17 protein-coding genes and 1 tRNA gene are annotated in these 25,876 nt (G+C 39.8%); 7 read left to right on the top strand and 11 right to left on the bottom strand.

Going from position 1 to position 25,876, the window contains the following annotated elements; genetic code table 11:
• Positions 1-2: 2 nt before the first annotated feature.
• The 5 genes from QWY93_RS02255 to QWY93_RS02235 form a co-directional block, all read right to left on the bottom strand.
• Positions 3-1,172 carry a hypothetical protein gene (locus QWY93_RS02255; protein WP_290246570.1) on the bottom strand — a complete coding sequence of 390 codons (1,170 nt, stop codon included), beginning with the start codon at positions 1,170-1,172 and terminating at the stop codon, positions 3-5.
• A gap of 187 nt (positions 1,173-1,359) precedes the next feature.
• Positions 1,360-1,653, bottom strand: coding sequence for a thiamine-binding protein (locus QWY93_RS02250; protein ID WP_290246569.1), 294 nt, complete (start codon positions 1,651-1,653; stop codon positions 1,360-1,362).
• 111 nt (positions 1,654-1,764) lie between these two features.
• On the bottom strand, positions 1,765-2,325 hold the full coding sequence (gene pth / locus QWY93_RS02245) for an aminoacyl-tRNA hydrolase (protein WP_290246568.1): 561 nt from the start codon (positions 2,323-2,325) through the stop codon (positions 1,765-1,767).
• Positions 2,326-2,412: 87 nt separating this feature from the next.
• A complete protein-coding gene (locus QWY93_RS02240; RefSeq protein ID WP_290246567.1) occupies positions 2,413-3,000 on the bottom strand; it encodes a 50S ribosomal protein L25 in 588 nt (195 codons plus the stop codon).
• Positions 3,001-3,040: 40 nt separating this feature from the next.
• Complete coding sequence (locus QWY93_RS02235) at positions 3,041-3,967, bottom strand: ribose-phosphate pyrophosphokinase (RefSeq protein WP_290246566.1); 927 nt, start codon at positions 3,965-3,967, stop codon at positions 3,041-3,043.
• Between the two features lie 670 nt (positions 3,968-4,637).
• On the opposite strand from QWY93_RS02235, the gene QWY93_RS02230 reads away from it, so the two are divergent.
• Positions 4,638-5,855: an OprO/OprP family phosphate-selective porin gene (locus QWY93_RS02230; RefSeq protein ID WP_290246565.1), complete on the top strand. Its 1,218-nt coding sequence runs from the start codon at positions 4,638-4,640 to the stop codon at positions 5,853-5,855.
• Positions 5,856-6,043: 188 nt separating this feature from the next.
• On the opposite strand, the gene QWY93_RS02225 is transcribed toward QWY93_RS02230, so the two are convergent.
• The 3 genes from QWY93_RS02225 to purL all read right to left on the bottom strand — a co-directional run bounded on the left by QWY93_RS02225 (position 6,044) and on the right by purL (position 10,631).
• A complete protein-coding gene (locus tag QWY93_RS02225) occupies positions 6,044-6,229 on the bottom strand; it encodes a YodC family protein (RefSeq protein ID WP_290246564.1) in 186 nt (61 codons plus the stop codon).
• A gap of 467 nt (positions 6,230-6,696) precedes the next feature.
• Positions 6,697-6,769 (bottom strand) — tRNA-Gln (locus QWY93_RS02220).
• 175 nt (positions 6,770-6,944) lie between these two features.
• A complete protein-coding gene (gene purL, locus QWY93_RS02215; RefSeq protein ID WP_290246563.1) occupies positions 6,945-10,631 on the bottom strand; it encodes a phosphoribosylformylglycinamidine synthase in 3,687 nt (1,228 codons plus the stop codon).
• A 738-nt stretch (positions 10,632-11,369) separates the two neighbouring features.
• On the opposite strand from purL, the gene QWY93_RS02210 reads away from it, so the two are divergent.
• From QWY93_RS02210 to QWY93_RS02195, 4 genes are read left to right on the top strand one after another with little or no spacing between them, the layout of a single operon-like run.
• A complete protein-coding gene (locus QWY93_RS02210) occupies positions 11,370-11,990 on the top strand; it encodes a TetR/AcrR family transcriptional regulator (RefSeq protein ID WP_290246562.1) in 621 nt (206 codons plus the stop codon).
• Between the two features lie 3 nt (positions 11,991-11,993).
• On the top strand, positions 11,994-13,349 hold the full coding sequence (locus QWY93_RS02205) for a TolC family protein (protein WP_290246561.1): 1,356 nt from the start codon (positions 11,994-11,996) through the stop codon (positions 13,347-13,349).
• A 20-nt stretch (positions 13,350-13,369) separates the two neighbouring features.
• Positions 13,370-14,503, top strand: coding sequence for an efflux RND transporter periplasmic adaptor subunit (locus QWY93_RS02200; protein ID WP_290246560.1), 1,134 nt, complete (start codon positions 13,370-13,372; stop codon positions 14,501-14,503).
• Positions 14,504-14,505: 2 nt separating this feature from the next.
• Positions 14,506-17,910 carry an efflux RND transporter permease subunit gene (locus QWY93_RS02195; protein WP_290246559.1) on the top strand — a complete coding sequence of 1,135 codons (3,405 nt, stop codon included), beginning with the start codon at positions 14,506-14,508 and terminating at the stop codon, positions 17,908-17,910.
• A 342-nt stretch (positions 17,911-18,252) separates the two neighbouring features.
• Here QWY93_RS02195 and QWY93_RS02190 read toward each other — a convergent pair whose 3' ends face one another.
• The 3 genes from QWY93_RS02190 to QWY93_RS02180 all read right to left on the bottom strand — a co-directional run bounded on the left by QWY93_RS02190 (position 18,253) and on the right by QWY93_RS02180 (position 21,995).
• Positions 18,253-18,663: a lipocalin-like domain-containing protein gene (locus tag QWY93_RS02190; protein ID WP_290246558.1), complete on the bottom strand. Its 411-nt coding sequence runs from the start codon at positions 18,661-18,663 to the stop codon at positions 18,253-18,255.
• 295 nt (positions 18,664-18,958) lie between these two features.
• Positions 18,959-20,818, bottom strand: a complete 1,860-nt coding sequence (locus tag QWY93_RS02185) for a M1 family metallopeptidase (protein WP_379945364.1) — start codon at positions 20,816-20,818, stop codon at positions 18,959-18,961.
• Between the two features lie 106 nt (positions 20,819-20,924).
• On the bottom strand, positions 20,925-21,995 hold the full coding sequence (locus QWY93_RS02180) for an endonuclease/exonuclease/phosphatase family protein (RefSeq protein WP_290246557.1): 1,071 nt from the start codon (positions 21,993-21,995) through the stop codon (positions 20,925-20,927).
• Between the two features lie 617 nt (positions 21,996-22,612).
• Between QWY93_RS02180 and QWY93_RS02175 the strand changes: the two genes are divergently transcribed.
• Positions 22,613-23,185 carry a DUF2911 domain-containing protein gene (locus tag QWY93_RS02175; protein ID WP_290246556.1) on the top strand — a complete coding sequence of 191 codons (573 nt, stop codon included), beginning with the start codon at positions 22,613-22,615 and terminating at the stop codon, positions 23,183-23,185.
• A gap of 259 nt (positions 23,186-23,444) precedes the next feature.
• Positions 23,445-25,874: a penicillin acylase family protein gene (locus QWY93_RS02170; RefSeq protein WP_290246554.1), complete on the top strand. Its 2,430-nt coding sequence runs from the start codon at positions 23,445-23,447 to the stop codon at positions 25,872-25,874.
• Positions 25,875-25,876 lie beyond the last annotated feature (2 nt).

Here is a 25,876-nt window from a genome sequence, read left to right as displayed (position 1 = left end):
TATCATTTATCATGTATGCCTAACCAGAGGTCAAATTCCAAACTAAAACCAATAAAGGGCTGGATGTGAAAGTTTTTTTCTGATTCATTTAAAATTTCTGAATTTATGGCTACAGCCCCTGCGTTGAACCGAAAAACCCGGAATAACTTGTATCCCAGCCCTGCATAAAAGGGAAGTCCAATAAAGGGGCCGGAGAGTTCTATTCCTTCACTTGAGTCAAAATTTTGAAGAAAAACTCCGGCAGAAAAACTGGCATTCCCAAGAAATTTGGTAAATGTCTTATTCCCCAGAGGAACTGAAACTCCTGCAAATGGCCCATTGAAATATTCAGTCTCGCCAAATTCCCTCTTGATGGCAAATCCCCCATAGCCAAAGTTTAGAGGTAAAGTGCTCCGTTTTTTTTCAGTTGGGTAAGCCCTGATATTTCTGATATCCACCAGGGATAGCATTTGACCAGCCATGTATTGTTTGGCTTCAGATTGTAATAATAATATTAGCTCCTCAATATATTTGGATGCGTAAAGGGCCCGGTTATTGTCCCGACTATCTTTTTTTTTCCCTATGATATTAAACCGTGCCCTTCTAAGCTTTAATTCATCCTTTTGTTTCAGTTTTTGCCGGACTACATCACTGAAACCTTCAAATTCCTGCCCAATAAAATGCTGATAATTTTTGGTGCCTTCCTGAACGATTTGTTTTAATTGGGTCATCATGACCTTATCACTATTTAAAGATCGGATTTTACCCCTGGAAACTTCCATATTGGCCCGGATGTAGCTTTCTAAATTAGATGAAATACTACTTTTCAGGTCATCCATTTGACCTTGGTCGGCCCTTTCATAAAAATAAAATGCAACGGTGTAATTTTCATTGCTTCTTAAGGGCTCGGCAATGAAAATTTCATATTCACTCACTGCAAAGTCAAAGGGTTTTTTCCAGTAATATTCTTCAGCTTGAAGAGATGTCTTGGAGGACCTATAAATTTTGGCAGTAACCATTTCAATGCCACCAGGTAGGCGGCCTTTGATGTAAAATGGTTCCTCTGAGGGCAGTGGATTCCCTTCGTTAATTTGGCCTTGGGGAACATTATAATAAACTGATTTGATTTGGCCTAAAACGGAACTGCTAGTAAAAAGAATAAGCCCCAATGAAAAGAGTAAAACGTGTTTCATGGCGGGATATGTGGCTTTAATTTTCCTTGTTTTTACATAGGAACAACTATACTTGATGAATGTTTGCTTTTATTTGGTATTAAATTACCAGATAATTTTTGTGCAACATTCTAATAATCCCTTAGAAGAAGGAAAAAGGATGAATTTTTCTATTTGAATTAATAAAATAAAGTAGGAAAAAATATGATTATTTCCTATGCTTTTCTGTTTTTTCATTCATGGTAACGTCGGCTTCTTTTCGGATTTGCATCCGATAATAAACCAGGATTTCTTCTGCTCCTGCTTCCAATACTGCACTTTGTGCTTTTCTGGCAACTTCATGCAGCAAATCTTCAGGGCCTTCCATCACCGTTTCAAAAGGAGTGATTTCGAATTTAACACCAGCAGCTTTAATTACTTCGATAGCAGCATCCACCAGGTCATAGCTATGGTGGTGTTTGCTTTTGGGGACGATTTGTAATCCTAGGTTTATGGTTTTCATTTTAATTGGGTTAATTGTTCGTCTTTAAAATTTTTTGAAATATATAAACGTGGATACTTCCTGTTAAAAATAAGACTAAAAAATGAGGAGTTAAAGGCCTTAAAGTGGCCTTTAACTATTGAATTGGCTCATGGTCATATTGATGCCAATAGTACAAAAACCATGTATCATATCAATGGCTTTATCCATAAATGAAGGCAATTCATCAATTTCCTTTTGGCTCCATCTCCCCAATACATAATCAATTTGTTTCCCTTTGGGAAAATCATCCCCAATGCCAAATCTTAATCTGGGGTAATTTTGTCCCCCCGTGAGGGTCTCGATATTTTTGAGGCCATTATGCCCGGCGGAGGAACCTTTGGCCCTAAGCCTTAATGCTCCAAAAGGTAAAGCTACATCATCCACCACTACCAGAATATTTTCCTTAGAGATTTTTAATTCTTTCATCCAGTAATTGACGGCCTTTCCACTCAGGTTCATATAAGTTGTAGGTTTGATCAGGTGGATTTGCCTGCTTTTGAATTTGTAATCAGCAGTAAATGCCAGCCTATTGCTGTTCCAGGAGGCTCCCATTTTGTCTGCCAGGCGGTCCAGGGTCAGAAAGCCCACATTATGCCGGGTGAGTTCATATTCAGGGCCAATATTTCCAAGGCCAATGATCAGGTATTTCATGAAATCTTAGAATAATATTAATCACAAAAATAAAAAATCCTGTCAACACGAGGCTGACAGGATTTTCTGTATCATATTTCAACCGTATTATTCGGTTTCTTCTTCAGCAGTTTTCTTACCTCTCAAGGCTCTTGGGATACCGATGGTGGCAATAGAGACACTTGGATGGGTAACGATTTCTACTCCCTCCACTTTCACATCTGCAACTTTGGCAGATTTACCGAGCTCAAGGTTGTCGATGGAAACAGGGATGGTATCAGGGAAGTCCTTGGCCAAACCTTTTACGGTAAGGGTTCTGGTTTTGATTTCCAACTTACCCCCTTTGATGATACCAGGAGAGTTACCATAGATTTCCACAGGAATATCCATTTTGATGGCTTTGTCTTCGCTGAAAGCCAGGAAATCTGCGTGTAACAATACCTCACTAACAGGGTGGAATTGAGATTCACGCATTACGGTTTTGATTTTTTGACCTTCGATGTTAAGGTCTACCATAAACTTCTCTGGAGAATAAAGCAATGGCTTGAAAAGAATAGCTGGTGCATAGAAGTGGATTTGCTCGTCAATACCGGGTCCATAAACTACGCAAGGAACATTTCCTTCTTCACGGATCTGGTTCAGTTCCGCTTTTTCGAGATTTGCTCTTTTAAACCCTATAATCTCAATCGATCTCATAATTTTAATATTAAATTGTATATATAATTGAAAGTTCTAATTAAATGAACAAAGCACTGATCGAGTCATTACCAGTGACGGCATGAATGGCCTTGCCAAATAGTTCGGCAACGGTTAGTACTTTGATTTTTGAAGAATTTTGTTTCAATGGAATGGTATCCGTGATTACCAGTTCTGATAAAACAGAATTTTCAATGTTTTCATATGCCTTACCGGAAAGGACCCCATGGGTAGCAATGGCTCTTACCGAGTTGGCACCCTTGTCCATGATTATTTGGGCTGCCTTGCACATGGTTCCGGCGGTGTCCACCAAGTCATCTACCAATACAACATCCATCCCTTCAACATCACCAATTATCTGCATAGAAGCGACTTCATTGGCTCTCTTCCTGTGTTTGTCACAGACTACCATTTCTACTTCAAAGTGCTTAGCATAAGCCCTGGCCCTTCCAACTCCTCCTACATCTGGGGAAGCAACCAAAAGGTTTCCCAAATCAAGGCTTTTCAAATAGGGCACAAAAATAGCTGATCCGTCCAAATGATCCAAGGGAATATCGAAAAATCCCTGAATCTGACCGGCATGCAGATCACAGGTCATGATCCTGTCCGCACCAGCGGAAGTAAGCATATTGGCAATCAACTTGGCTGCAATGGAAACCCTGGGGCGGTCTTTACGGTCTTGCCGGGCATATCCAAAATAGGGCAGGACAGCACAAACCTTGTAGGCACTGGCCCGCTTTGCCGCATCGATCATCAAGCAAAGCTCCAGTAAGTTATCTGCGGTTGGGTTTGTTGACTGAATCAAAAAAACACTACATCCCCTCACTGATTCGTCATAACTGGGTGAAAATTCCCCATCACTAAATTTTGATAAAGTTAACTGGCCTAAATCCTGACCGTAATTTTTTGCAATGGATTCCGCAAGGTTCCTGGAGTTGGTACCGGAGAAGAGTTTTACCTCTGTCATGTTGTTATGCATTTTACTTTGGGGTTCAGCGTTTTGGTAATGAACCACAAATGTATAAAATTTTGCTGAAACTGATGAGAAAAAGAAATGGGATGTGTAAGAACCGTTATGTTGTGGTCAAATTTTACTAAAGACTTTGAATAGAATATTTTTTTATTATAAAAAAATCTGTGTTTTTGTTCAAAAAAAGAAATCCGATTTTGTATCGTACTTAAAAGGATCCTGATGTGGTTCTTGATAATCTGCCCTGTCTGGCAGTTTTTACAGAAGATCGTGACTTAATTTTGATTGACTTCCCATTGGTAAATAATTACCGATACTTTATTTTTTGTCTTCTTATCAAAAAGTGAATAATCAGGATTCTTATCTTATAATTTATACTTTCAATAAAGGTGAAATTTCATTGTTAGTCTGGTTAGAATTAAAGTTTTTTAAATTAAACCCTAAGTTACCCCAATGTTATTATAGTGTTAATCTTTACGTTCCGCCAATTTCCATATCTTAAAATTGGTACTTTTGCAAAATTCAAAGGGAAAGCTTGTAGGGAGACAAAGGGTTTGAAATCTTTATTTAGCAGGGAGGAAGATTTTAAAATGTTTTGGATTCAACATCAAGCTTTCCTGCAACCTTTTCTGGTTGTTTAAAAAATATTTAATTAAAAAATTGCTGTATGATGATGAACAGAAGAGCATTTGCTGTTTTGCTGGGCTTGTTATTATCTTTTAACACCTGGGCCGGTTCAAAGGAAGGGGAGGCGGAAAATGACTCCACTAAAATCAACCTGGAATATGGTTCAAAAGGCTTTCAAATGACTACCTCGGATAACAAGTTTCAACTGAATATTCGCGGTAGGCTTCAATTTAGGTATACCACCCCTTTTGAAGATGATCCAGTTACTTTTGAAGATCTTAATGGCCCCACGAAAAATTCCCTAAATATTAACCGGGCCCGTTTGAAAATAGGTGGTCATGCTTACAAACCTTGGTTAAAATATTATTTTGAGTATGATTTATGGGCCTCCCGGGTTTTGGATTTTCGGATTATGGTTGAAAAGTGGCCGTGGTTGAATTTCAAAATTGGGCAATGGAAAGTTGAGTATTCCAGGGAGCGTTCTGTTTCCAGTGGAAAACAACAAATGCTGGAAAGGTCTATTATCAACAGACCATTTACCGTAGACCGACAGCAAGGGATGACCGTATATGGCCATCTTGATGGTGGAGGCTTAGCCAATTTTGATTATAACTTGTCCATGCTGACTGGAAGCGGCCGTGGTGGAGGAGAAAACGATGATAGCAAATTGATGTATGTAGGAAGGTTGCAATGGAACGTTTTGGGTGATGGAGTGCCCATTTCAGGATCTGATCTTAATCATGTTAAAAATCCATTGGCATCCATTGCTTTTGCAGGAGCTACCAATACCAGTCCATATACCCGTTTTTCCTCCTCAGGAGGGGGTAGTTTGGCCGGGTATGGAGAAGGAGTGCTAGGACAATATAGTGTCGATCAGTGGCTTTTTGAAACTGCTTTCCAATACAAATCCTTTAGCTGGCACAGTGAATACCACCAAAAACAGGTACAGGATAATGTAAATGATATGGTTACCAATTTGGAAGGCTTTTTTGGACAGGGTGGATATATTTTAAATCACCAGGCAGCAAAAGAAAATAATCCCCTTTATGAAGTTGCTGTCAGGTATTCCCAATACCGTCCTAATAAGGCGATCACCATGAATAGAAAAGAAGAATATGCATTAGCTGTCAACTGCTTCTTTAATGGGCATAAGAATAAGTTGACCGGGGATGTGACCTATTTTGAGTTTGATAATGAAATTGCTGCACAGGAATCAACCGGCTGGAGGTTTAGATTGCAATATGATATTTCATTTTAGGGAAAGTTGAAAAAAGAAATCTTGAAGTTGGTTTATATTAGCCCAAGAAATTAAAATGGTCCGCTGACAATAAACCTCTGGCCAATTTAAGTGGGTAGTTGTTTTGGGCTGAACTATTGAGATTTACAGGAAAAATCAGCGGAACTTAAAAAAACACCTAAGGAGATGGATCCCTTAGGTGTTTTTTTTTAAGCTTTTTCTAGAGCTGCAGATTCAAAGATTTCTGAATATTTGATGTCCTCCTTGAACCAGGTGCATTGGAGCTTTTCTTTATCATAATTGTTTTTGTAGGGGTTCCATTGGAATTCTTCCACAGTCATTTTTGGTCCTCCGGATTTTAATTTAACAATGTCTCCTTTTTTGAATTTTTCCATTTAATGTGGTTTTTGATGGTTTTTTCAGTTTCACTGAGGAGGAAGCCGTAGGTGATTTGACGTTCAACCTCCCTTGTTGAGATTTAAAATACAAAATGGTTTCAAGAATTCAAATGGAAAAGGAGGTAGGTAGGAGGATTCTGATATTCTAATTTGTTATTAATGCCGACTGGAGGGGATCAAGCTTAAATGGCGTGGGATGATTTTCTAAGGAAGTCGAAAAAAATTGTGAGTTTATCGGTCAATAGAGGCGGCCATATATTTTTCTGCCTTTTTTTAAAAAAAAATACCTGGGATTTGTGGTGTCAATATTTAATTGACATGGGGTCCTGGGAAATTTAATGCAAGCAATTTTTTGTTGAAATGTTCTATCCCAAGAGGGTTTCTAATTGGGATTGGAAGATGGACAAGGTTCAATAATCAGGCATAAAAAAAGGAGCGAATTTTCGCTCCTTTTTTTGTTTCTGTTGACCCACTAGGGCTCGAACCTAGACTCTTCTGAACCAAAATCAGACGTGTTGCCAGTTACACCATGGGTCAATAATAAAGTGCTTTGTTTGGTTTAAGGCGTCGTTTCCCTTAATTGTGGTACAAATGTAGGGCTCTTTTTTTGTAATGCAAATACTGCTTTAAACTTTTTTAAAGTGGTTTTGCTAACTTCCTTGTTTTCAGTTGGAAAAAATTCCCGGTTTTAGCCGGGAATTTTCTGATTATTTTAATGGTGGCTTTCCACCCATTTTCTTGCATTGACAAATGCCTCTACCCAAGGGGTGATTTCTTCACTTTTCCTTCCAGCAGGATAGTCCGGCCAGTTCCATGGGAACAAGGACCGCTCAATATGGGGCATTATAGCGAGGTGCCTTCCATCCTGTGAGGCTAAACCTGCTACGGCATGGTCAGATCCATTAGGATTGCCCGGATAAGACTCATAACTGTAAGTCATTCCAATATTATATTCCTCTTTGGCTTTTGGCAGGGAGAACTTGCCTTCCCCATGGGCTACCCAAACACCCAGCCTTTGGCCGGAAAGGGAGCTAAACATTACCGTGTTATTTTCCGGGATATTGACATTCACAAAAGAGGACTCGAATTTATGGCTGTCATTGTGCAACATCTTAGGCTTTTGGTCATGACGACGGTTGATCAAGCCTAATTCCACCATAAGCTGGCAACCATTACAAACCCCTAAGCTTAGTGTGTCAGGGCGCGCATAGAAGTTATCCAAGGCTTTTTTAGCCTTTTCATTATAAAGGAAAGCTCCTGCCCAGCCTTTGGCAGATCCCAGTACATCGGAATTGGAGAATCCTCCAACAAATACAATCATCTGCACATCTTCCAGGTTTTCTCTTCCAGCAATCAGGTCAGTCATATGGATGTCTTTCACATCAAAGCCAGCCAGCCAAAGGGCATAGGCCATTTCCCGGTCTCCATTGACACCTTTTTCACGGATGATGGCTGCTTTGGTACCATTTGCTTCCTTTCGGAAAGGGTTAAGGCTAAAGTTATCCAATAAACCTTCCCATTTCTCGTCAAAATTATAGGTGAGGGGCTGTGATTTGTAATTTTCAAACCGGTCAGCTGCCAGTTTTTCCCCGCTTTGCTTTTTATCCAACAGGTAGGAAGAGCGGAACCAAGTGTCCCTGCAGTTTTCCACTGGAAGGCTAAGGTTCAATCCATCAAGGGTTACCTTGCTGTCCATGGTTACTTCGGCAATTGGGGTATAGTTAATGCTGTAATTTTCAAGTACATCCTTTACCTCATCTGCATTTTTTGCCTGAATAATCACGCCTGGATTTTCAGCAAAAAGGGCTTTGATTAGGTCTTTTTCCTTAAGATTTTCCACTTTGACATTCAAACCACAATTGGTGGTTGGGAAGGTCATTTCAAGTAAAGAAGTAATCAAACCACCTGCAGAGATATCATGTCCAGCAAGGATGTCCCCATTTTCAATTAGGTTTTGGATTACATTGAAAGCCTTGGCGAAATATTCACTGTCCACAACAGTGGGGGGAGTGGTGCCAACCGTATTAATGACTTGGGCAAAGCTACTTCCGCCCAGTTTAGCTTTATCTTTTGAAAAATCAACATAGAATAGCTGTGTCCCTTCTTCCGGCTTGATATCTGGTGTGATGGTCTTTCTGACATCGGAACATTCTCCCACACTGGAAATTATAACGGTTCCTGGTGAAAATACAGTTTTACCATCCGGATATTTTTGGGTCATCGAAAGGGAATCTTTCCCGGTAGGGATATTGATGCCTAATTCAATAGCAAAATTACTTACTGATTCCACTGCTCTGTATAATCGGTCATTTTCACCTTCATTTTTGGCAGGCCACATCCAGTTGGCACTAAGGGAAATTCCCTCCAAGCCATCTTCAATTGGTGCCCAGATCAAATTGGTCAATGCCTCAGCAATGGCCAGTCTGGAACCTGCTTCCGGATTAGCAAGAGCAGCAACGGGCGCATGGCCTATGGAAGTGGCAATTCCTTTGGTTCCAGTGAAATCCACCGCCATTACAGCCACATTATTCAATGGTAATTGGATAGCCCCGGTAGTTTGTTGGGTAGCTACCCTTCCTGTTACAGAGCGGTCCACTTTATTGGTCAGCCAGTCTTTACAGGCAACAGCTTCCAACTGAAGGACCTCCTGAATATATTGGCTTAAAAGACTTGATTGGTATTCTGGTTCCTTAAAGTTTGTATTGGTACGCTGATCTGTAAGGACTGTTTTTGGGGAGCTTCCAAACATATGGGAAAGATCCCAGTCGATCGGCTTTTCCTTGGTGATTTTATTTTCAAATTTGAAATGCATGTCGCCGGTGGTTTCACCAACCACATAGAAAGGAGCACGTTCTCTTTCGGAGATTTTTTGAAGTGTATCCACATCTTTTTTATGGATGACCAATCCCATCCTTTCCTGGGATTCGTTGCCGATAATTTCCTTGGCAGAAAGGGTTTGGTCACCAACAGGTAATTTGTCAATATCAATGGACCCACCTGTCTCTTCAACCAACTCAGAAAGACAGTTCAAATGACCGCCAGCTCCATGGTCGTGGATGGAAATGATGGGGTTGTGTTCATTTTCTGCCATGGCGCGAATCACATTGGCCACCCTTTTCTGCATTTCAGGATTGGATCTTTGGATGGCATTGAGTTCAATGTGGTTTGCAAATTCCCCGGTGTTTACCGAAGAAACTGCACTTCCACCCATGCCAATACGGTAATTGTCCCCGCCCATAATGACTACTTGGTCTCCTTTAACTGGGGTGTTTTTTAAGCTGTATTTTTCACGGGTAAATCCTATCCCTCCAGCCAGCATGATCACTTTGTCATAACCGTAATGCTTATCCTCCTCTCCATGCTCAAAAGTCAATAAACTTCCGGAAATCAGGGGTTGGCCAAATTTGTTGCCAAAATCACTGGCCCCATTGGAAGCTTTGATCAGGATGTCCATGGGCGTTTGGTATAGCCATTTTCTTTCTGGGAGGTTTTTTTCCCAGGTCCTTCCTTTTTCACTTCTTGGGTAAGAAGTCATATAAACCGCAGTTCCGGCCAATGGAATAGAAGCAGTTCCTCCTGCCAGACGGTCCCTGATTTCCCCACCTGAACCGGTGGCGGCGCCATTAAAGGGCTCCACAGTAGTGGGGAAATTGTGGGTTTCGGCTTTTAGGGAAAGAACAGTATCTATAGATTCCGGGGAAAAATAATCCGACTGGTCCTGCCTTTTGGGGGCAAATTGCTGGGCTTTAGGACCTTTGACAAAGGCAACATTGTCCTTATAGGCTGAAACAATCCGGTTAGGGTGTTTGATCGAAGTCTTTTTGATCAATTGGAACAGGGTGTCTTCCTTTTTCTTACCATCGAGGATAAAAGTACCATTAAAAATCTTATGGCGACAGTGCTCAGAATTTACCTGGCTAAATCCAAACACCTCACTATCGGTCAAAGGCCTGCCCAATTCTTTGCTCACTTTTTCCAAATAACTGATTTCTTCCTCACTTAACGCCAGCCCTTCCTGTTGATTGTAAGCTTTGATGTCAGTAATAGAAATGACCTTTTGAGGTTCTAGATCTATAGTAAATATATCCTGATCGAGTCCTTCATAAACCACCTGCAACATGGGGTCGATAGGACTGTCTTTTTCAATTCGAACAAATTCTTCAATTCTCAGCAAACCTGGGATGCCCATATTGGTGGCTATTTCCACCGCATTGGTAGACCAAGGGGTAATCATTTCTTTTCTAGGACCTGCAAAAGTTCCGGATACCTGTGGTTCCTTGAGTTGTTCGGCCTCACCAAAAAGCCAGGTTAGCTTCTGCAGATCTTCCTGGGTCAATGGTTGTTTGCTATGTAAAGCGTAGATGATGTTTTGTTGAGGAGATTGGAAAAAGAGAATCATGTCCTTGTTTATTGGATGATCGTTTAATTAAGCAGCAAAGGTAAGCAAATGCTACCAAAGAATAAATTGATCATTAATTTTGCCCCTTATTTTTTTCGTTATTGTTAAATGAGAAGTAATTCTGATGAGAAGGAAATCCAAAATGAGGTCGAAGAATGAGGTTAAAGTCCTTATATATTAAAGTATTAATTGAAATTGGTTGATTTTTTTTGCAACAAGTACTTTCCGTTTTGAATAATTAAAAGCAGTTTGAAAGGCAATAGCTCAGAAATAGCAATCATGTCGATGGCGCTTGAGGGAAAAATTTCGGTGATTTCCCAAATGGAGCCCTTTTGGAATTAGGTTCTTGCCTATCCAAGCCAACTAACGATGCTTGGAAAGATGAAACATTAAGGTGGGAAATTTTTTGTGGCTTTGATTTAGAAATAGCCTGCTATTGATAGAAGGTTTTTTCAAGAAAATATCATCCTAATTATTGTTGATTTGATTACAAAAATGTCGAATAGCGAAGTTTTTAACCTTATGTACATAAGCTATTAATCTATCATTTAATGCAATTAAATAGGTGTTTTTATTGTCCACTTAAGCGCTTAACTTGTTGGTTGGTTGATTAAGGTGTTGTAATATAGGAGTTTATGAATCTTCGGATCCGAAAGAAAAAATTGTTAATTCTTGGAAATAAACGGTTGGAAACTTTGAAAATTTTTAAAGTTTCCTGAGTTTTGCCATGATTAATTAATGGATTACGAATTGGAGACGCGAGAAAAGATTATTGAGGTGGCCGTGGATCAATTTACCCGTTTGGGCGTAAAGTATGTGACCATGGATGATATTGCAAGAATGGGCGGTGTATCAAAAAAGACCATTTATCAAGAGTTCAGAGACAAGGGGGATTTGGTTTATGAAGCTTTTTCGCAGGCTTTAAAGGAAGATAAACAGGTTTTTTTGAGATTGGTGGAAGAAGAGCCCTGTCCAATCAAACATTTTGTAAAGATGTCCTCTTATATCCGTGAGCGTTTTTCCCAAATAAACCCATTGGTGCTAGGGGAAATTCAGAGGTATTATCCTAAGAGTTGGGCCTTATATGAGGATTTTAAGGAGAATTGTGCAGTCAAGGGAATATTGGATATTCTGAAAAGAGGACAAAAGGAAGGTTTTTTTCGTCCTGAATTAAATATGGAAATTTTGGCCAATATGCGAATGGAACAATTGTCGGATACCTTTGATCCCTTGAAATTTCCTCCATCCAAGTTTAACATTTTGGAGGTGCAAGTAAGCCTTTTGGACCATTTTATTCATGGAGTACTTACCGAAAAGGGAAGAGAATTATTTTATCAGCAAATCAATAACCAGGACTAGGAAATGGGTAGTATTATTAGAGTAGCCCTTTTAGGCATGTTTTTATTGGGGCTAAGCCCTGGGAAGGCTTTTTCTCAGGAAATCGTCAAATTCACATTAGAGGAAAGCATCCAATATGCCTTGGAAAATAATGTGGCAGCCCAAAATGCTCTTTTAGAAACGTATGCCGCCGAGGCTTCAATTGGGGAAAGGACGGCACAGGGGCTCCCACAAATCAATGGAAATTTTGACTTTACTAAAAATTTATCCATTCCGGTGATGTTTTTGCCCAATGAAGGGCCATTTGCTGATCCGGATAATCCATCGGATGTGTTACCGGTGCAATTTGGGGTCAATTATCAAAGCGGCATAACCCTTACAGTGGAACAGATGCTTTTTAACGGTTCCTATTTTGTGGGCTTAAAAGCCGCAAAAACTTATCGGGAGTTAAGTGAATTTGACAGGAAAAAGACCCAAAATGATGTGATTGTCAATGTCAAAAAAGCCTATTTTTCAGTTTTGGTCAATCGGGAAAGGCTGGAATTGGTGGAAGCCAACCTGGCAAGGATCGATACCTTGCTGAGGGAAACCAATGCTCTTTATCGCGAGGGGTTTGCAGAAAAAATTGATGTCTCCAGGATCAAGGTGCAACAAAACAATATATTAACAGAATTGGACCGGATCAGGGCCGCTATTCTGGTGAGCAAAGAATTGTTAAAAATTCAAATGGGGTTGCCCAAGTCTTATGAGTTGGTGGTTACGGATAACCTGGATGAAATGAACCAACCAGATGATATCAGGGCTTTGATCAATCAGGAGGGATCACAAAGAGTTGAAATTGATCAGTTAAAAACCAATATGGACCTGGTAAGGTTGGATCTTAAAAATAACCATGTGAAATACCTTCCCCAGCTTAATGCAAATTTTACTTACCAAAGAAATGGGGCTGGACAAAGCTTTTCCACCACCTGGGATGGGGAAAATTGGTTTACCGGTTCATTTGTGGGTTTGAGTTTAAGTGTGCCGATTTTTGATGGCTTGTCCAAAAGTCATAAAATTCAGCAAAATCGGATTAAGCTCAAACAACTTGAAAACCAACGTGTATTATTGGAAAATAATATTGCTTTGGAACGGTTTCAGGCCAGGACCAATCTGCGGAATAGCTTAAAGGCTCTGGAAGTTCAGGAGGAAAACAGAGAACTTGCCCGGGAAGTTTATGACATCGCCCGGATAAAATTTAATGAAGGAGTGGGCTCCAATCTTGAAGTGGTGGAAGCCGATGCTGACTTAAAAGAAGCGGAAACCAACTATTTTGGAGCTTTATATGATGCCTTGGTGGCCAAAGTTGATTTGGAAAAAGCCTTGGGAATTTTGAAATGAAAACCGATACCTATAAAAATATGAAGACCTATTTGAAATTGTTTTTTGCCTTAACTGCTGGTTTTACTTTTTCCTGTGGACAGCAAGAATTAGACTTGGAGGCCAAAAAGGAACAACTGACCGCCTACAAAAATGAAGTCCAAGATTTAAGGGCAAAAATCAAAAATCTGGAAAATGAAATTGCTCAGGAAGATCCCGTATTTGCCCTGAACAACCGCAAATCGGTTTTGGTAACCACCACTAAAGCTCAAAAAGAGCACTTTAAACATTATGTGGAGGTTACTGGTTCGGTATTGTCCAAGATGAATGTCAATATCAGTGCAGAGGTTTCTGGCAGAATTGAAGAAATCAATGCCTTGGAAGGTATGCAGGTCCGAAAAGGCCAGGTATTGGCCAAGGTGGATGCTGAAACTATCAACAATAATATAGAAGAGGTAGAAACCCAACTTGAACTTGCAACAATTCTTTACAACAAACAAAAAAGGCTGTGGGATCAGGAAATTGGGACAGAAGTACAATTTTTAGAAGCCAAAAACCGCATGGAAACATTGGAAAACAACTTGGCCTCGCTAAAAACCAGAAAAGACAAAACAAGCATAATTGCTCCATTTAATGGGACAGTGGAGGATGTAATGGTTAGAGTGGGAGAATTGGTTCAACCCGGAATGCCCATGTTTAATTTTGTAGGGGATAGTAAACTCTATATTGAAGGTGATATATCTGAAACTTATGTAGGTGTCCTGGGCCAGGGTGACTCGGTCAATGTTGAATTTCCCTCCATTGAGAAAAATCTTAAAACCAAGGTGACAGCAGTTGGGGCTGTGATCAATCCGGATAACAGGACCTTTAAGGTGGAAGTTTTTCTCCCCAATTTAAAAGAGGTGAAACCAAATATGATTTCGGTATTGAAGATAAAAGATTATGAAAATGAAAAAGCAGTGACGGTTCCTGCCAATTTGATTCAGCGGGATAATCGGGGTGATTTTGTTTATGTTGTGGAAAATAACCAGGCAAAGAAAAAATACATCACCCGGGGAAAAACTTATCATAGGACTGCAGAAGTTACCAAAGGTTTGGATGGAGATGAACTGCTGGTCGATAAAGGTTTCAGAGAAGTAGGTGAGGGTTTTAATGTCGAAATTGTTCAAGAATAAAAATGGCTGAACAACAACCAAAAAAATCAGGAAGGGTCATTAGGGAATTTGGTCTATCCACTCTTTCGATCAATAACCGGACAAGTGTGATCATTTTGTCGCTGATCATCACTTTTATGGGGGTATATGCATATAAAACGATGCCCAAAGAAAGTTTTCCGGAAATTGTGATTCCTACGGTTTATATAGGAACAAGTTACCCGGGAAACTCCCCAGTGGATATGGAAAACCTGATTACCAGGCCCATAGAAAAGGAATTGAAATCCCTGAAAGATGTTAAAAATATCAATTCCACCTCTATTCAGGATTATTCCACTATTATTGTGGAATTTAACCAGAGTGTAGAGATATCAAGGGCCCTACAGGATGTAAAAGATGCGGTGGATAAATCCAAAAGTGAGCTGCCTACTGACCTTGACCAGGACCCTAATATTTTTGAGCTGGATTTTTCAGAAATGCCCATCATGTTTGTCAATCTTTCAGGGAATTACTCCCAGGAAGAACTCAAAAAATTTGGGGAGTACCTGGAGGATGAAATTGAAGCCTTACCGGAAATTTCTAAGGCAGACCTTACCGGAACCATTGATAGGGAAATAAGGGTTGACACGGACCTATTTAAAATGGAGGCGATGGAAGTGAGTTTTGGGGATATCTCCGATGCCATCTCTGCAGAGAACCTAACCATGTCCGGAGGAAATATCCTTAGCGGGGATTTCCGCAGGGCTGTGAGGATCACAGGGGAATTTGAGGATCCCAAAGAACTCGATGACATCATCATTAAAAATGAAAGGAAAAATATTGTTTACCTCAAAGATGTAGCCACTGTAAGGGATACCTATAAGGAAAGGGAAAGTTATGCCCGCTCTTCCAAATTGCCCGTGGTGACTGTCAATGTAGTAAAAAGAGGTGGGGAAAACCTTTTGGAGGCCAGTGATAAGATCAAGGAGATCCTGGAAAACGCCAAGAACAACTATTTTCCACCTGATTTGGAGGTGACCATTACCAACGACCAATCCAAGTTTACCCGAAGTATGGTGGAAAATTTGGAAAACAGTATTATCTCCGGAGTGATATTGGTTATTACCGTGCTGATGTTTTTCCTCGGTTTCAGGAATGCCCTTTTTGTGGGGGTAGCGATTCCTTTGTCCATGTTCATCTCCTTTATGATCCTCAATGCATTTGGGGTTACACTAAACATGATGGTTCTGTTCTCAATGATTTTGGCGCTGGGAATGTTGGTAGATAACGGTATAGTGGTGGTTGAAAATATTTACCGTTTGATGCAGGAAGGTAAAACCACCATTAGGGCTGCCAAGGAAGGTGTAGGTGAAGTTGCTTGGCCAATTATTACCTCAACAGCAACCACGGTTGCAGCTTTTATCCCCTTGGCTTTCTGGGGGGATTTGATGGGAGAGTTTATGAAATACCTTCCCATAACCCTTATTATCGTCCTTTCTTCTTCCTTGTTTGTCGGATTGGTGATCAATCCTGTTTTGACTTCCATGTTCATGAAGGTCCAGGATATGAAAAAAGTAAGCCCAAGAAAAAGATCTTTCGTGATTGCAGGGATCCTATTGACTATGGCCACCTTATTTTATCTGGGGCAGGTATATACCATTGCCAACATATTGATGTTAGCGGTTATTATCACCCTAGTCAATACCTTATTTATGCGAAAGGCCATCCGCTGGTTCCAATTGGATTTTCTGGTTCGCCTGGAAAACCATTATGAAAGGTTGTTGACTTTTGCCTTAAATGGGGCCAAACCTTATTTGTTTTTCTTTGGGATGTTCGGGATTCTTGCATTCTCATTATTACTATTAATGCTTAGATCTCCGGAGGTGGAGTTTTTTCCTGAAAGTGATCCCAATTACATTAATATTTTTATCGAACACCCGATCGGAACCGATATTGAGGCTACCAATGATTTTAGTCAAAAAGTGGAGGCCAAAGTCCTTGAGTATTTGGAGCCCCACAAAGACATTGTGGATTCATTTATTGCGCAGGTGGGTGAAGGAACCAGTGATCCTGCTGAAGGCCCCAGCATGGGGGTGACTCCACACAAGGCCATGCTTACAGTGAGCTTTTTGGAGTACCAATACCGAAATGGTAAGAATACTTCCGAAATCATGGAGGATATTCGGAAACTGACGAATAAATACCCTGGAGTTCAAGTAACGGTTGATAAAGAGCAAAATGGTCCTCCTGTTGGAAAACCCATCAATATCGAAGTTAGTGGGGAGAATTATGAAAGATTGGTGACTGAGGTGAAGGATATCCAGGATTATATTAATTCTGGAAATATTGGAGGAATTGAAGAACTGAAACTGGATCTGGAAACCGGAAAGCCTGAGTTGATCGTGCATATTGACCGGGAAAAAGCCAGAAGGTTTGGTTTGTCCACCTATACCATTGCCAATGAGTTGAGAACTGCATTATTCGGTCAGGAAGTATCCAAATATAAGGAAGGAGAAGATGACTTTCCCATTGAACTTCGGTTGGCGGACAAATACCGGTATGATGTAAATGCCCTGGTCAACAAGAAAATTTATTTTATGGACAAATTCGGTAATCGCCGCCATATCCCCATTTCCTCTGTTGCTGACATAGAATATAGCTCCACCTATGGTTCTGTAAAAAGAAAGGATTTGGATAAAGTGATTACCATTTATTCCAATGTCAATGAAGGTTTTAATGCCAATGAGGTCAATGAAAAAATCCGGACCCGTTTGGCTGATTATGAGTTACCTGAGGATATGGATATCAAGTTTACGGGAGAACAGGAGGAACAGGCCAAGTCCATGGCATTCCTGATGCGAGCCATGATCATAGCAGTTTCTGCCATTTTCCTTATCATTGTGGCCCAGTTTAACTCTTTGATGACTCCATTTATTATTATGTGTTCGGTGCTCTTGAGTACCATTGGAGTGTTTATTGGGCTTTCCATTTTCAATATGGATTTTGTGGTGATCATGACCGGAATAGGTATCATTTCCCTTGCAGGTGTGGTTGTAAATAATGCTATTGTATTAATAGACTATACCAACCTGGTTAGAAAGCGGAAAAGGGTTGAACTTGAAATAGAGGAGGGGGATCACCTTCCCTATTCTGAAGTGGTGGGAAGTATTGTGGAAGGGGGGAAAACCCGTCTTCGGCCCGTGCTCCTGACAGCCATCACCACTGTTTTGGGATTGGTACCCATGGCCTTAGGAATGAATATCAATTTCTTTACCCTATTATCTTCTTTCGATCCACAATTTTATATTGGGGGAGATAATGCAGATTTTTGGGGTCCAATGGCATGGACAGTTATTTTTGGGTTAACCTTTGCTACCTTTTTGACGTTAGTAATAGTACCTGTCATGTATTTATTGGCAGATAAAATCAATATAGCTATTCGCAAGTAATAGTTTATGTAGATTTATTTAAAGGTTGGTGGTTTTTTAAGTGTTCAAACCTCCGGGGTACTGCCCCGGAGGTTTCTTATTTTATGGCTCAAAAATCAAAATTGCTTTCTACTTATGATCTGTTCATTTACAAAAATGGTTTTATTGCCAATGAATTTAATAAGAAAAAATATTGATAAATAATGAACTAGGAAATGGGAAGTTCAGGATGTTAGGGGAGGATTAGGGAGGAAATTTCGCTGAATTAATCCCATTACAAATTAATAAAAAAAACATTTGTGTTCGGTTTTGAACAGTGGTACAAGGTGTTTAAGTTGCTGTAATTCAATGAAAAATAAATTTTTATTGAATTAATTTTTTCAATTTTTTGCTACATCCCTCAATACAAATGGGGTCAATCGGGAAAAGTTCCATAAAGTCTTCTTGGAAACTCATTTGATAAACTATGGAATTTTCAGCTTCCTCAACCTGGCATAAAGAGGTTAATGTTAGTTCATCCCCATCCACAGAAAATGTCCCCTCATAACATTGGTCAAAACCACTTGTTGTAAATGTGCTTTCTGCTTTAAAATTAAAAATCGCCCCATTTTCTACTTCTTCGGTTTGAGGGGGGCCGCCAATACTAAAAGTACGTTCTACAATCTGCCATTTACCCAATAGCCCTTCAGGGTTTTTCTCATAGGGGGATTTCTCATCATGCACTTGGCAACCCATCAATAGGAAGATGAAAAGAAAAATGAAATTAGATTTCATAGGAATAATTTTTTGTTAATCATCTATACTTAAGACGAAAATCTTCTAGAAAGGGCTACATGGATTCGATTGGATTTTAGGGTAGTTGGAAAATGGGACTCTTTGAGCCAATATTAATTCAGCGATTTAATTATAAATAAAAGATGAATCAGGAAATCCATCATTTTAAATAATAACCATAAAAACAGTAAAAAGAACCTGGATATTTTTCCAATCAGAAAGAAAAAAGGCATCAAGGTTAATTAACCCCCATGCCTTTTTTTAAAATTCGGCATTTTCAAAAATCCGGTAAAAATTATTCTGTCTCTTCTGCTTCCAGATTCACCTTATTATTTTCCCTTTTGATATCTGCCAACCTTTGGGAGGGGTCGATTTCAACAATTGAAATGTCTTCCATGTCTTTATCCAGCCTAATGGTGGTTTGAATATTAGTCCAGGGCCATTTTTGGGTTTTAATTCTTTTAGGTAAATTATTTTCCTCGGGTTTATTCCCTCTTTGGATGACCAAAGGCAAATACACCATTTCCCGGGAACCATCCTTATAAGTAATTACCAGGTCAATAGGCATGGGCATCAGTCCTGCCCTTTCCAGGGTGATATTGGTGAAACCATCCTGTTTTTCTACAGATTTGACAGCATAATCAATCGTTTTGGTGCTGTTGACCCAGTATTCTTTATACCAATCCAGCTCAAGCCCACTTTGTTTTTCCATCACCCGTATAAAATCGTTGGCATTGGGGTGTTTGAATTTCCAAGTGTTAAAATACCGGATCATTCCTTGCTCCAGGTTTTCTTTTCCAATGATGTATTCCAACTGCTGTAGAAAAACCGCTCCTTTGGAATAGGCCGCCAAACCATAAGCCATATTGGTATGGAAATGGTCTGAATGGGTATTCATGGGTTCTTCTCTTCCGGATTTTACCAAATGGTAATATCCCGAATAAGCAGATTTTTGGGGGAAGTCTTGGGGAGTACTGGAAAAAATGGCGTTCATGGTTTTATTAGTTGCGAAGGTGGTAAAACCTTCATCCATCCAAGGGTACAAAGATTCATTAGTGGCCAGTACGCCTTGGTACCAATTATGAGCAAGCTCATGAACCATTACCCCCACCAAACTGCTTAGTTTTCTTTCTCCTGTTATCAAAGTGGCCATGGGGTACTCCATTCCTCCGTCCCCTCCTTGAATGACTGAAAACTGTTCATAGGGGTACTCCCCAAAGTGTTTATTCATATACTTCAATGCCTCAGGAGTAAAGGATTTAAGTGCTTCCCAGTTTTGGGCAGTATTTTCATTTTTGAGATATAGGTGATGAATGGTCACGCCATTGTCCATTTGAATTTTGTCATGGGTATAATTGGGGTCGGCCGCCCACATAAAATCATGAACTTTGGGAGCATAAAAATGCCAGGTAAGGTTTTTACCCCATGGCCTATCTACTTCTTGCCCTTCTTTCTCATAACCGTAGCCCACTTCTTCAGGATTTTGAAGGTATCCCGTACCTCCAAGGATATAGGATTTATCAATAGTGATTTTAACATCAAAATCCCCCCATATACCATAAAATTCCCTGCCTACATAAGGATTGGCATGCCAACCTTGCTGATCATAATTGGCCATTTTGGGATACCATTGAGACATGGAATAATCAATCCCTTCCTTGCTATCCCTACCTGCTCTTCTAATTTGAAGGGGGACTTGTCCTTCAAAATCCATTTCAAATACCACGGTGCTTTTGGGGAGAATGGGGTTTTCCAGCCTTACTTCCAGGATGGTGCCCACATGCTCAAAATCAACTTTATTGCCATCCATTTTCAGGGAATTAACTTTCAGGTATCCAATTTCATTGGCATTCAAATGGGCAATTCTATCTTTTACCCTGCTGTCAGGATCCATAATGGACCTTGAGCGGGTGTCCATCATGCTATTGGGTTGAAATGCATTATAATAAAGGTGATAAAATACCCTGCTAAGGGTATCAGGGGAATTGTTAGTGTAATGGAGGGTTTGATGCCCCTCATATTGATTTTTCTTGACATCCATGTCCACTTCCATTACATATTTTACAGCTTGTTGCCATCTGCAAACTTGGGCTGAAGCCTGGGGAATGTTCATCCCAAAAATGCACATCAAAGCTGCAGTCAAAAATATCCTCATATCATTTAATTTTTTTGCCAAAAGTAAGGTGAAAATCAATTAGCCCCCAAACTGATGGTAAAAGATATTGAGGTTCAATCTACACTGTTATTGAAAAAATAAGGGTCTATTCTGCTAAGGATTGAGGTTGGTTGTTTGGTTTACGAAGCTGAAAGATGGAGGAAATGGGGTAATGGTCTGAATAATCAACTTCTCTCAGGGTGTTAAATTGAACTGGGGTCAGACCCTTTCCATAAAAAATATTATCAATTCTTAAAAAGAAAAGCACCCTGTTATAAGTGAAACCAAATCCCCGGCCTACTTCTTCAAAAGCATTTTTTAATACTGATTTCAGTGTAAAATAGGTGAAACTATAGGGTACATCGTTGAAATCTCCCATCAGGATAACCGGGTAGGGGCAGTTTTGAATATGGTCTGCCAATACCTGGACCTGGGTGGCACGGCTGACAGCACCCTTATTTAGTTTATGAAGAGTTTCCCTGTATTTTTCCTTGATGCCATCCATATTATCAAGTTTTTCGGCAGGAATGCTCATGGATTCCAGATGAGCATTGTACACACGAATAGTGTCCTGATTGACTTTTAGGTCAACAAACATGGCCCCATTGCTTCTTTGATTGTCAAATATTTTGCCTTCATTGATAATGGGATGTTTGCTGAAAATGGCCAGCCCAAAGAATATTTTATCAGGTTTCCCTTCTACTATTTGCGTGGAATAATGGTATTTGCCCTCATTGCTGATCAATTTGATTGCATTTCTGGAAGGGGTAGTGTGATCTTGGAAAAATTCCTGAAAACCCATGATATCCACATTTTGCTCCCTGATCCAATTATAAATATTAGGAGAAATGTTGGGGTCGTTTGCCTTAAACTTTTCGTAATTGAACATGTGGACATTATAGCTGAGCAAAGAAATTCCATCGGTGTTTTCACTTTTTGAATTAAGTTGGAAGGTAATTCCAATAAACTTCCATCCGAGGATAATGGCTACCAGGGGAAGCAATGCCGATTTACTTTTTCGTAAAAGAAGGAAAAAAAATAAAATAAAATTGGTGATCAGAAAAAAAGGAATCAATAGAGAAATCAAACCAGCATAAGGCAATGCCTCTGGCGAAATATTTACACTGAAAAAAAGGAGGGCGGATAATAAAAAAACAAGGGTAATTATATAACGCATAGCAATTCAATAGCGAATGGATAATAAGGGCAGCTATTGGCCCTAATCTGCTGTAGTTTTACACATTCCTTTGCAAATGTATCATTTTTGGAAACAGCTTTCTTAATTAAACTCCAAAATAAACCAACGGTTGCTTTTTATTTAAATTTCAAAAAATAAATCCTGAAAATATTTCTGTAAAATCAAAAATTGAGAGGGTATTAATTACACGAACATTATGATCAAAGAAGAAAGGTAAGTACTAATTTGTTTTTATGTCCCCTCTTTCCCTTTTGGAGAAATGCAGAAAACCAATGATTATATTTAAATGTAAATTACAAAAGGAAGATTTTCCCTTACTTTGGTTTATGACTTTAACATTCCACTTAAAGCACCTTCTTTTGGGAGGTGAATTAATTAGGCATTCAATCCAATTACTTTTTATATCCAACTGTTTACAGGTTCAAAACCAAAATAAAAGCAATAAATGGTAATGGTAATGGTTATGGTATAGGATTTGTCAAAATAGAAATTGTAACCTGGGTAACGGGACAGAGAGGGATAAATTCTTGTCATCTGGGGCGATTTAGAAGGAAAAAAATGTTTAAATTCGTTCCAAATCAACGAAATCATTACTTATGAGAAAGTCATACGCTTTGCTAATAGCATTGTTTTTTTGCGGAATCCTTTTGGAAAGCTGTGGGAAGAAAAAACAGGATGAAGGGGTGAATGAAGAGGAAATGATGGGGGCTATGGAGGGAGAGAATGAGGAGAGAGCCAGTCCGCTACTTACTACCGAAGGTACAGTAGGAGGAAAGAAAATTTCCATTCAATACGGGGCTCCCTCTGTTAAAGGTAGAGTGATTTGGGGAGATTTGGTCCCTTATGAAGAAGTTTGGAGAACTGGTGCTAATGAAGCAACTTATTTAAGTTTTTCTGAGGATTTGATAGTGGAGGGGGAAAGACTTCCGGCAGGAAAATATTCCTTATTTACCATTCCAAAAGAAGATGAAGATTGGACCCTGATTTTTAACTCCGAGTGGAATTTAAAGCATGGTCATTATCAATATGATGAGGATAATGATGTGTTAAGGGTGGAAGTTAGTCCTCAATGGGTGGAGGAAAGCCAAGAACAACTTTCATTTGAGGTTAAACCACCCGGAATTGTAATTAAATGGGAGAAATTGGTTTTTCCGATTACTGTTGAATAAAATTATTAAGGCGAACTCGAACCTTTTTTCAGATTTCTGGAGATAAATTTATTTGAATATCATTAGAAACCCTCTTGAATAAATCAGGAGGGTTTCTGTTTAGAGAACCTATTCAATTGACAAAAAAATGAAGGAGGGTTGGGCAAAAAGGGGGATTTTAGGTACTTTTTGAGAATGCCCTATACAGATTCCTTGGAAATTTATTTAAATTCAATGATTAGACTTTAAACAGCACATATACTTTAAGCTAGGCCCCTTTATGAAATATTTAGGTTTTTTGATTGCCTTAATTTTAACTTTGACATTTGCCATAGGATTATCTGTCAATTTAGGGCAAATACCACCCTTGGGAATTCTTTTTGATCCCAATCATGGCTTTTGGCAAAATGCTTATAGTGAGGATGATAAATATGACAATTCCATAGACCTTGAGGGGTTGAACGATTCGGTCCGGGTAGCCTATGACGAAAACCTGATTCCCCACCTTTTTGCCTCCAATGAAAAAGACTTGATGATGGCTCAAGGTTATGTGACCGCCCAACACAGGCTTTGGCAAATGGAATTTCAGACCATGGCTGCTGCTGGAAGGGTAGCAGAACTGGTTGGAAAAAGGGCCTTGGATTACGACCGGATGCAAAGGAGAAAAGGCCTGGGCTTCAGTGCTGAGGTGGGCCTTCAGTTTTTAAAAAAACATCATCCCGAAACACTGGTATTGATAGAAGCCTATACTTCAGGAGTTAATCAATTTATTGATGAGCTGGGGACAGCAGATCTTCCTGTGGAATACAAAATACTAGATTATCGGCCAGAACACTGGAATGCCTATAAGACCATTTTATTGCTGAAATATATGGCAGATATGCTGGTTGGGGACAAGGATATTGAATATACAAATCTCCATGCCCTGTTGGGGGAGGAGACAATGCAAAAACTTTTTCCTGATTTTCCCAATGAAATGGATCCGGTGATTGAATCAGATAAAGAATGGGACTTTACTCCCTATGAAATAAATAAACCGGAAGATTTAAATTATCCGGATTCCAGCCTTTTGATTCAACCAATCCCTACCCCGGAGCCAGGGGTTGGTTCTAACAACTGGGCAGTGGATGGAAGTAAAACCCAAAGCGGAAACCCCATTTTGGCCAACGATCCCCATTTGAATCTGAATTTGCCAAGTCTTTGGTATGCCATGCAGTTAAGCACTCCGGAATATTCTGTAAAAGGAGTGACTTTGCCTGGTGCTTTGGGGGTGATCATTGGTTTTAATGAAAATATTGCCTGGGGCATGACCAATGCCACCCGGGATGTTAGGGACTGGTACGCCATCCGTTTTAAGTCTGACAAAAAACGAGAATACCTCTACAATGACCAATGGATCCAAAGTACCCTCAGGGTAGAAAAAATTCAGGTTAAAGATGATACGACCTATATGGATTCTGTTGTTTACACCCATTATGGTCCAGTAGTTTATGATGAAACATTTAGAGGAAACGGTCAAAAAATCAATTTTTCCCTTAAGTGGACTGCCCATGAAGGATCCAATGAACAATTAACATTTTTGGAACTTAATAGGGCAAGAAATCATCAAGATTATCTCCAGGCTTTAGACCATTTTACTTCCCCCGCTCAAAATTTTGCCTTTGCAAGTAACAATGGGGATATCGCCATGAAGGTACAGGGGAAGTTCCCCCTGAAATGGCCAGAACAGGGGAAATACCTAATGGATGGGAATAACCCTGCTTTTGAGTGGAAGGGATATATACCTGCAGACCAAAACCCATCAACTTTAAACCCGGAAAGGGGTTTTGTTAGTTCTGCCAATCAACATTCCACTTCCCAAACCTACCCCTATTACATCTTTGATGATAGTTTTGAGCATTATCGAAATCGTCGGATAAATACCCGCTTGTTGGAGATGGAAAATATTACTATCAAGGACATGCAAAACCTCCAAATGGATGATTATTATTTGCATGCTGCAGAAGCGCTTCCCGTAATGTTGGATTATTTATTGGAGGATACCACCAGGGTTTTCTCCGAAAATACAGAAGCTTTGATTGACTCCCTTCAAAACTGGAATCTTCATGCCCAACCCCAGTTTACCGGCCCAACATTGTTTACCATGTGGTGGGAGCAATTGATGAGTTTGACTTGGGGCAAATATAAAAGAGAGGGAATGCCCATAGTATTCCCTAGCAATTATCAAACTACCAAATTGCTGAGGGACCAACCTGAGGATTCTGTTTTTGATAATCCTGAAACCAATTCCAAGGAAAATGCCAAGCAAATAGTGGAACAAAGTTTTTTGGCCATGGAAAGGGAGTTGAATGAAAAATTTGAGGAAGATGATGATTATTCATGGGCTAATTATAAAAAAACCAGCATCCAACATTTGGCACCTAATTTTACTGCTTTTGGGGTCCAAAATATTCCTACGGGGGGAGGGAAAGGTATCGTTAATGCCACTAGCCACAGGAAAGGGGCCAGTTGGAGGATGGTAGTGGAAATGGGTGATGAAATAACAGGAAAAGGTATATTTCCTGGGGGGCAATCCGGAAATCCAGGGAGCAAATACTACTGTAATTTTGTTGAAAAATGGGCCAGGGGAGCTTATTTGGATTTTAATATAAATTCTTATCCCGGTCAGGGAAACTGGTTGTTTTCTTCCGTTTTAATGCCAAATGACTAAGA

This window comes from Echinicola jeungdonensis (genome assembly GCF_030409905.1).
GTDB lineage: Bacteria > Bacteroidota > Bacteroidia > Cytophagales > Cyclobacteriaceae > Echinicola > Echinicola jeungdonensis.
Note: the sequence above shows the minus strand (reverse complement) of the source record. Positions and strands in the feature narration are given on the sequence as shown.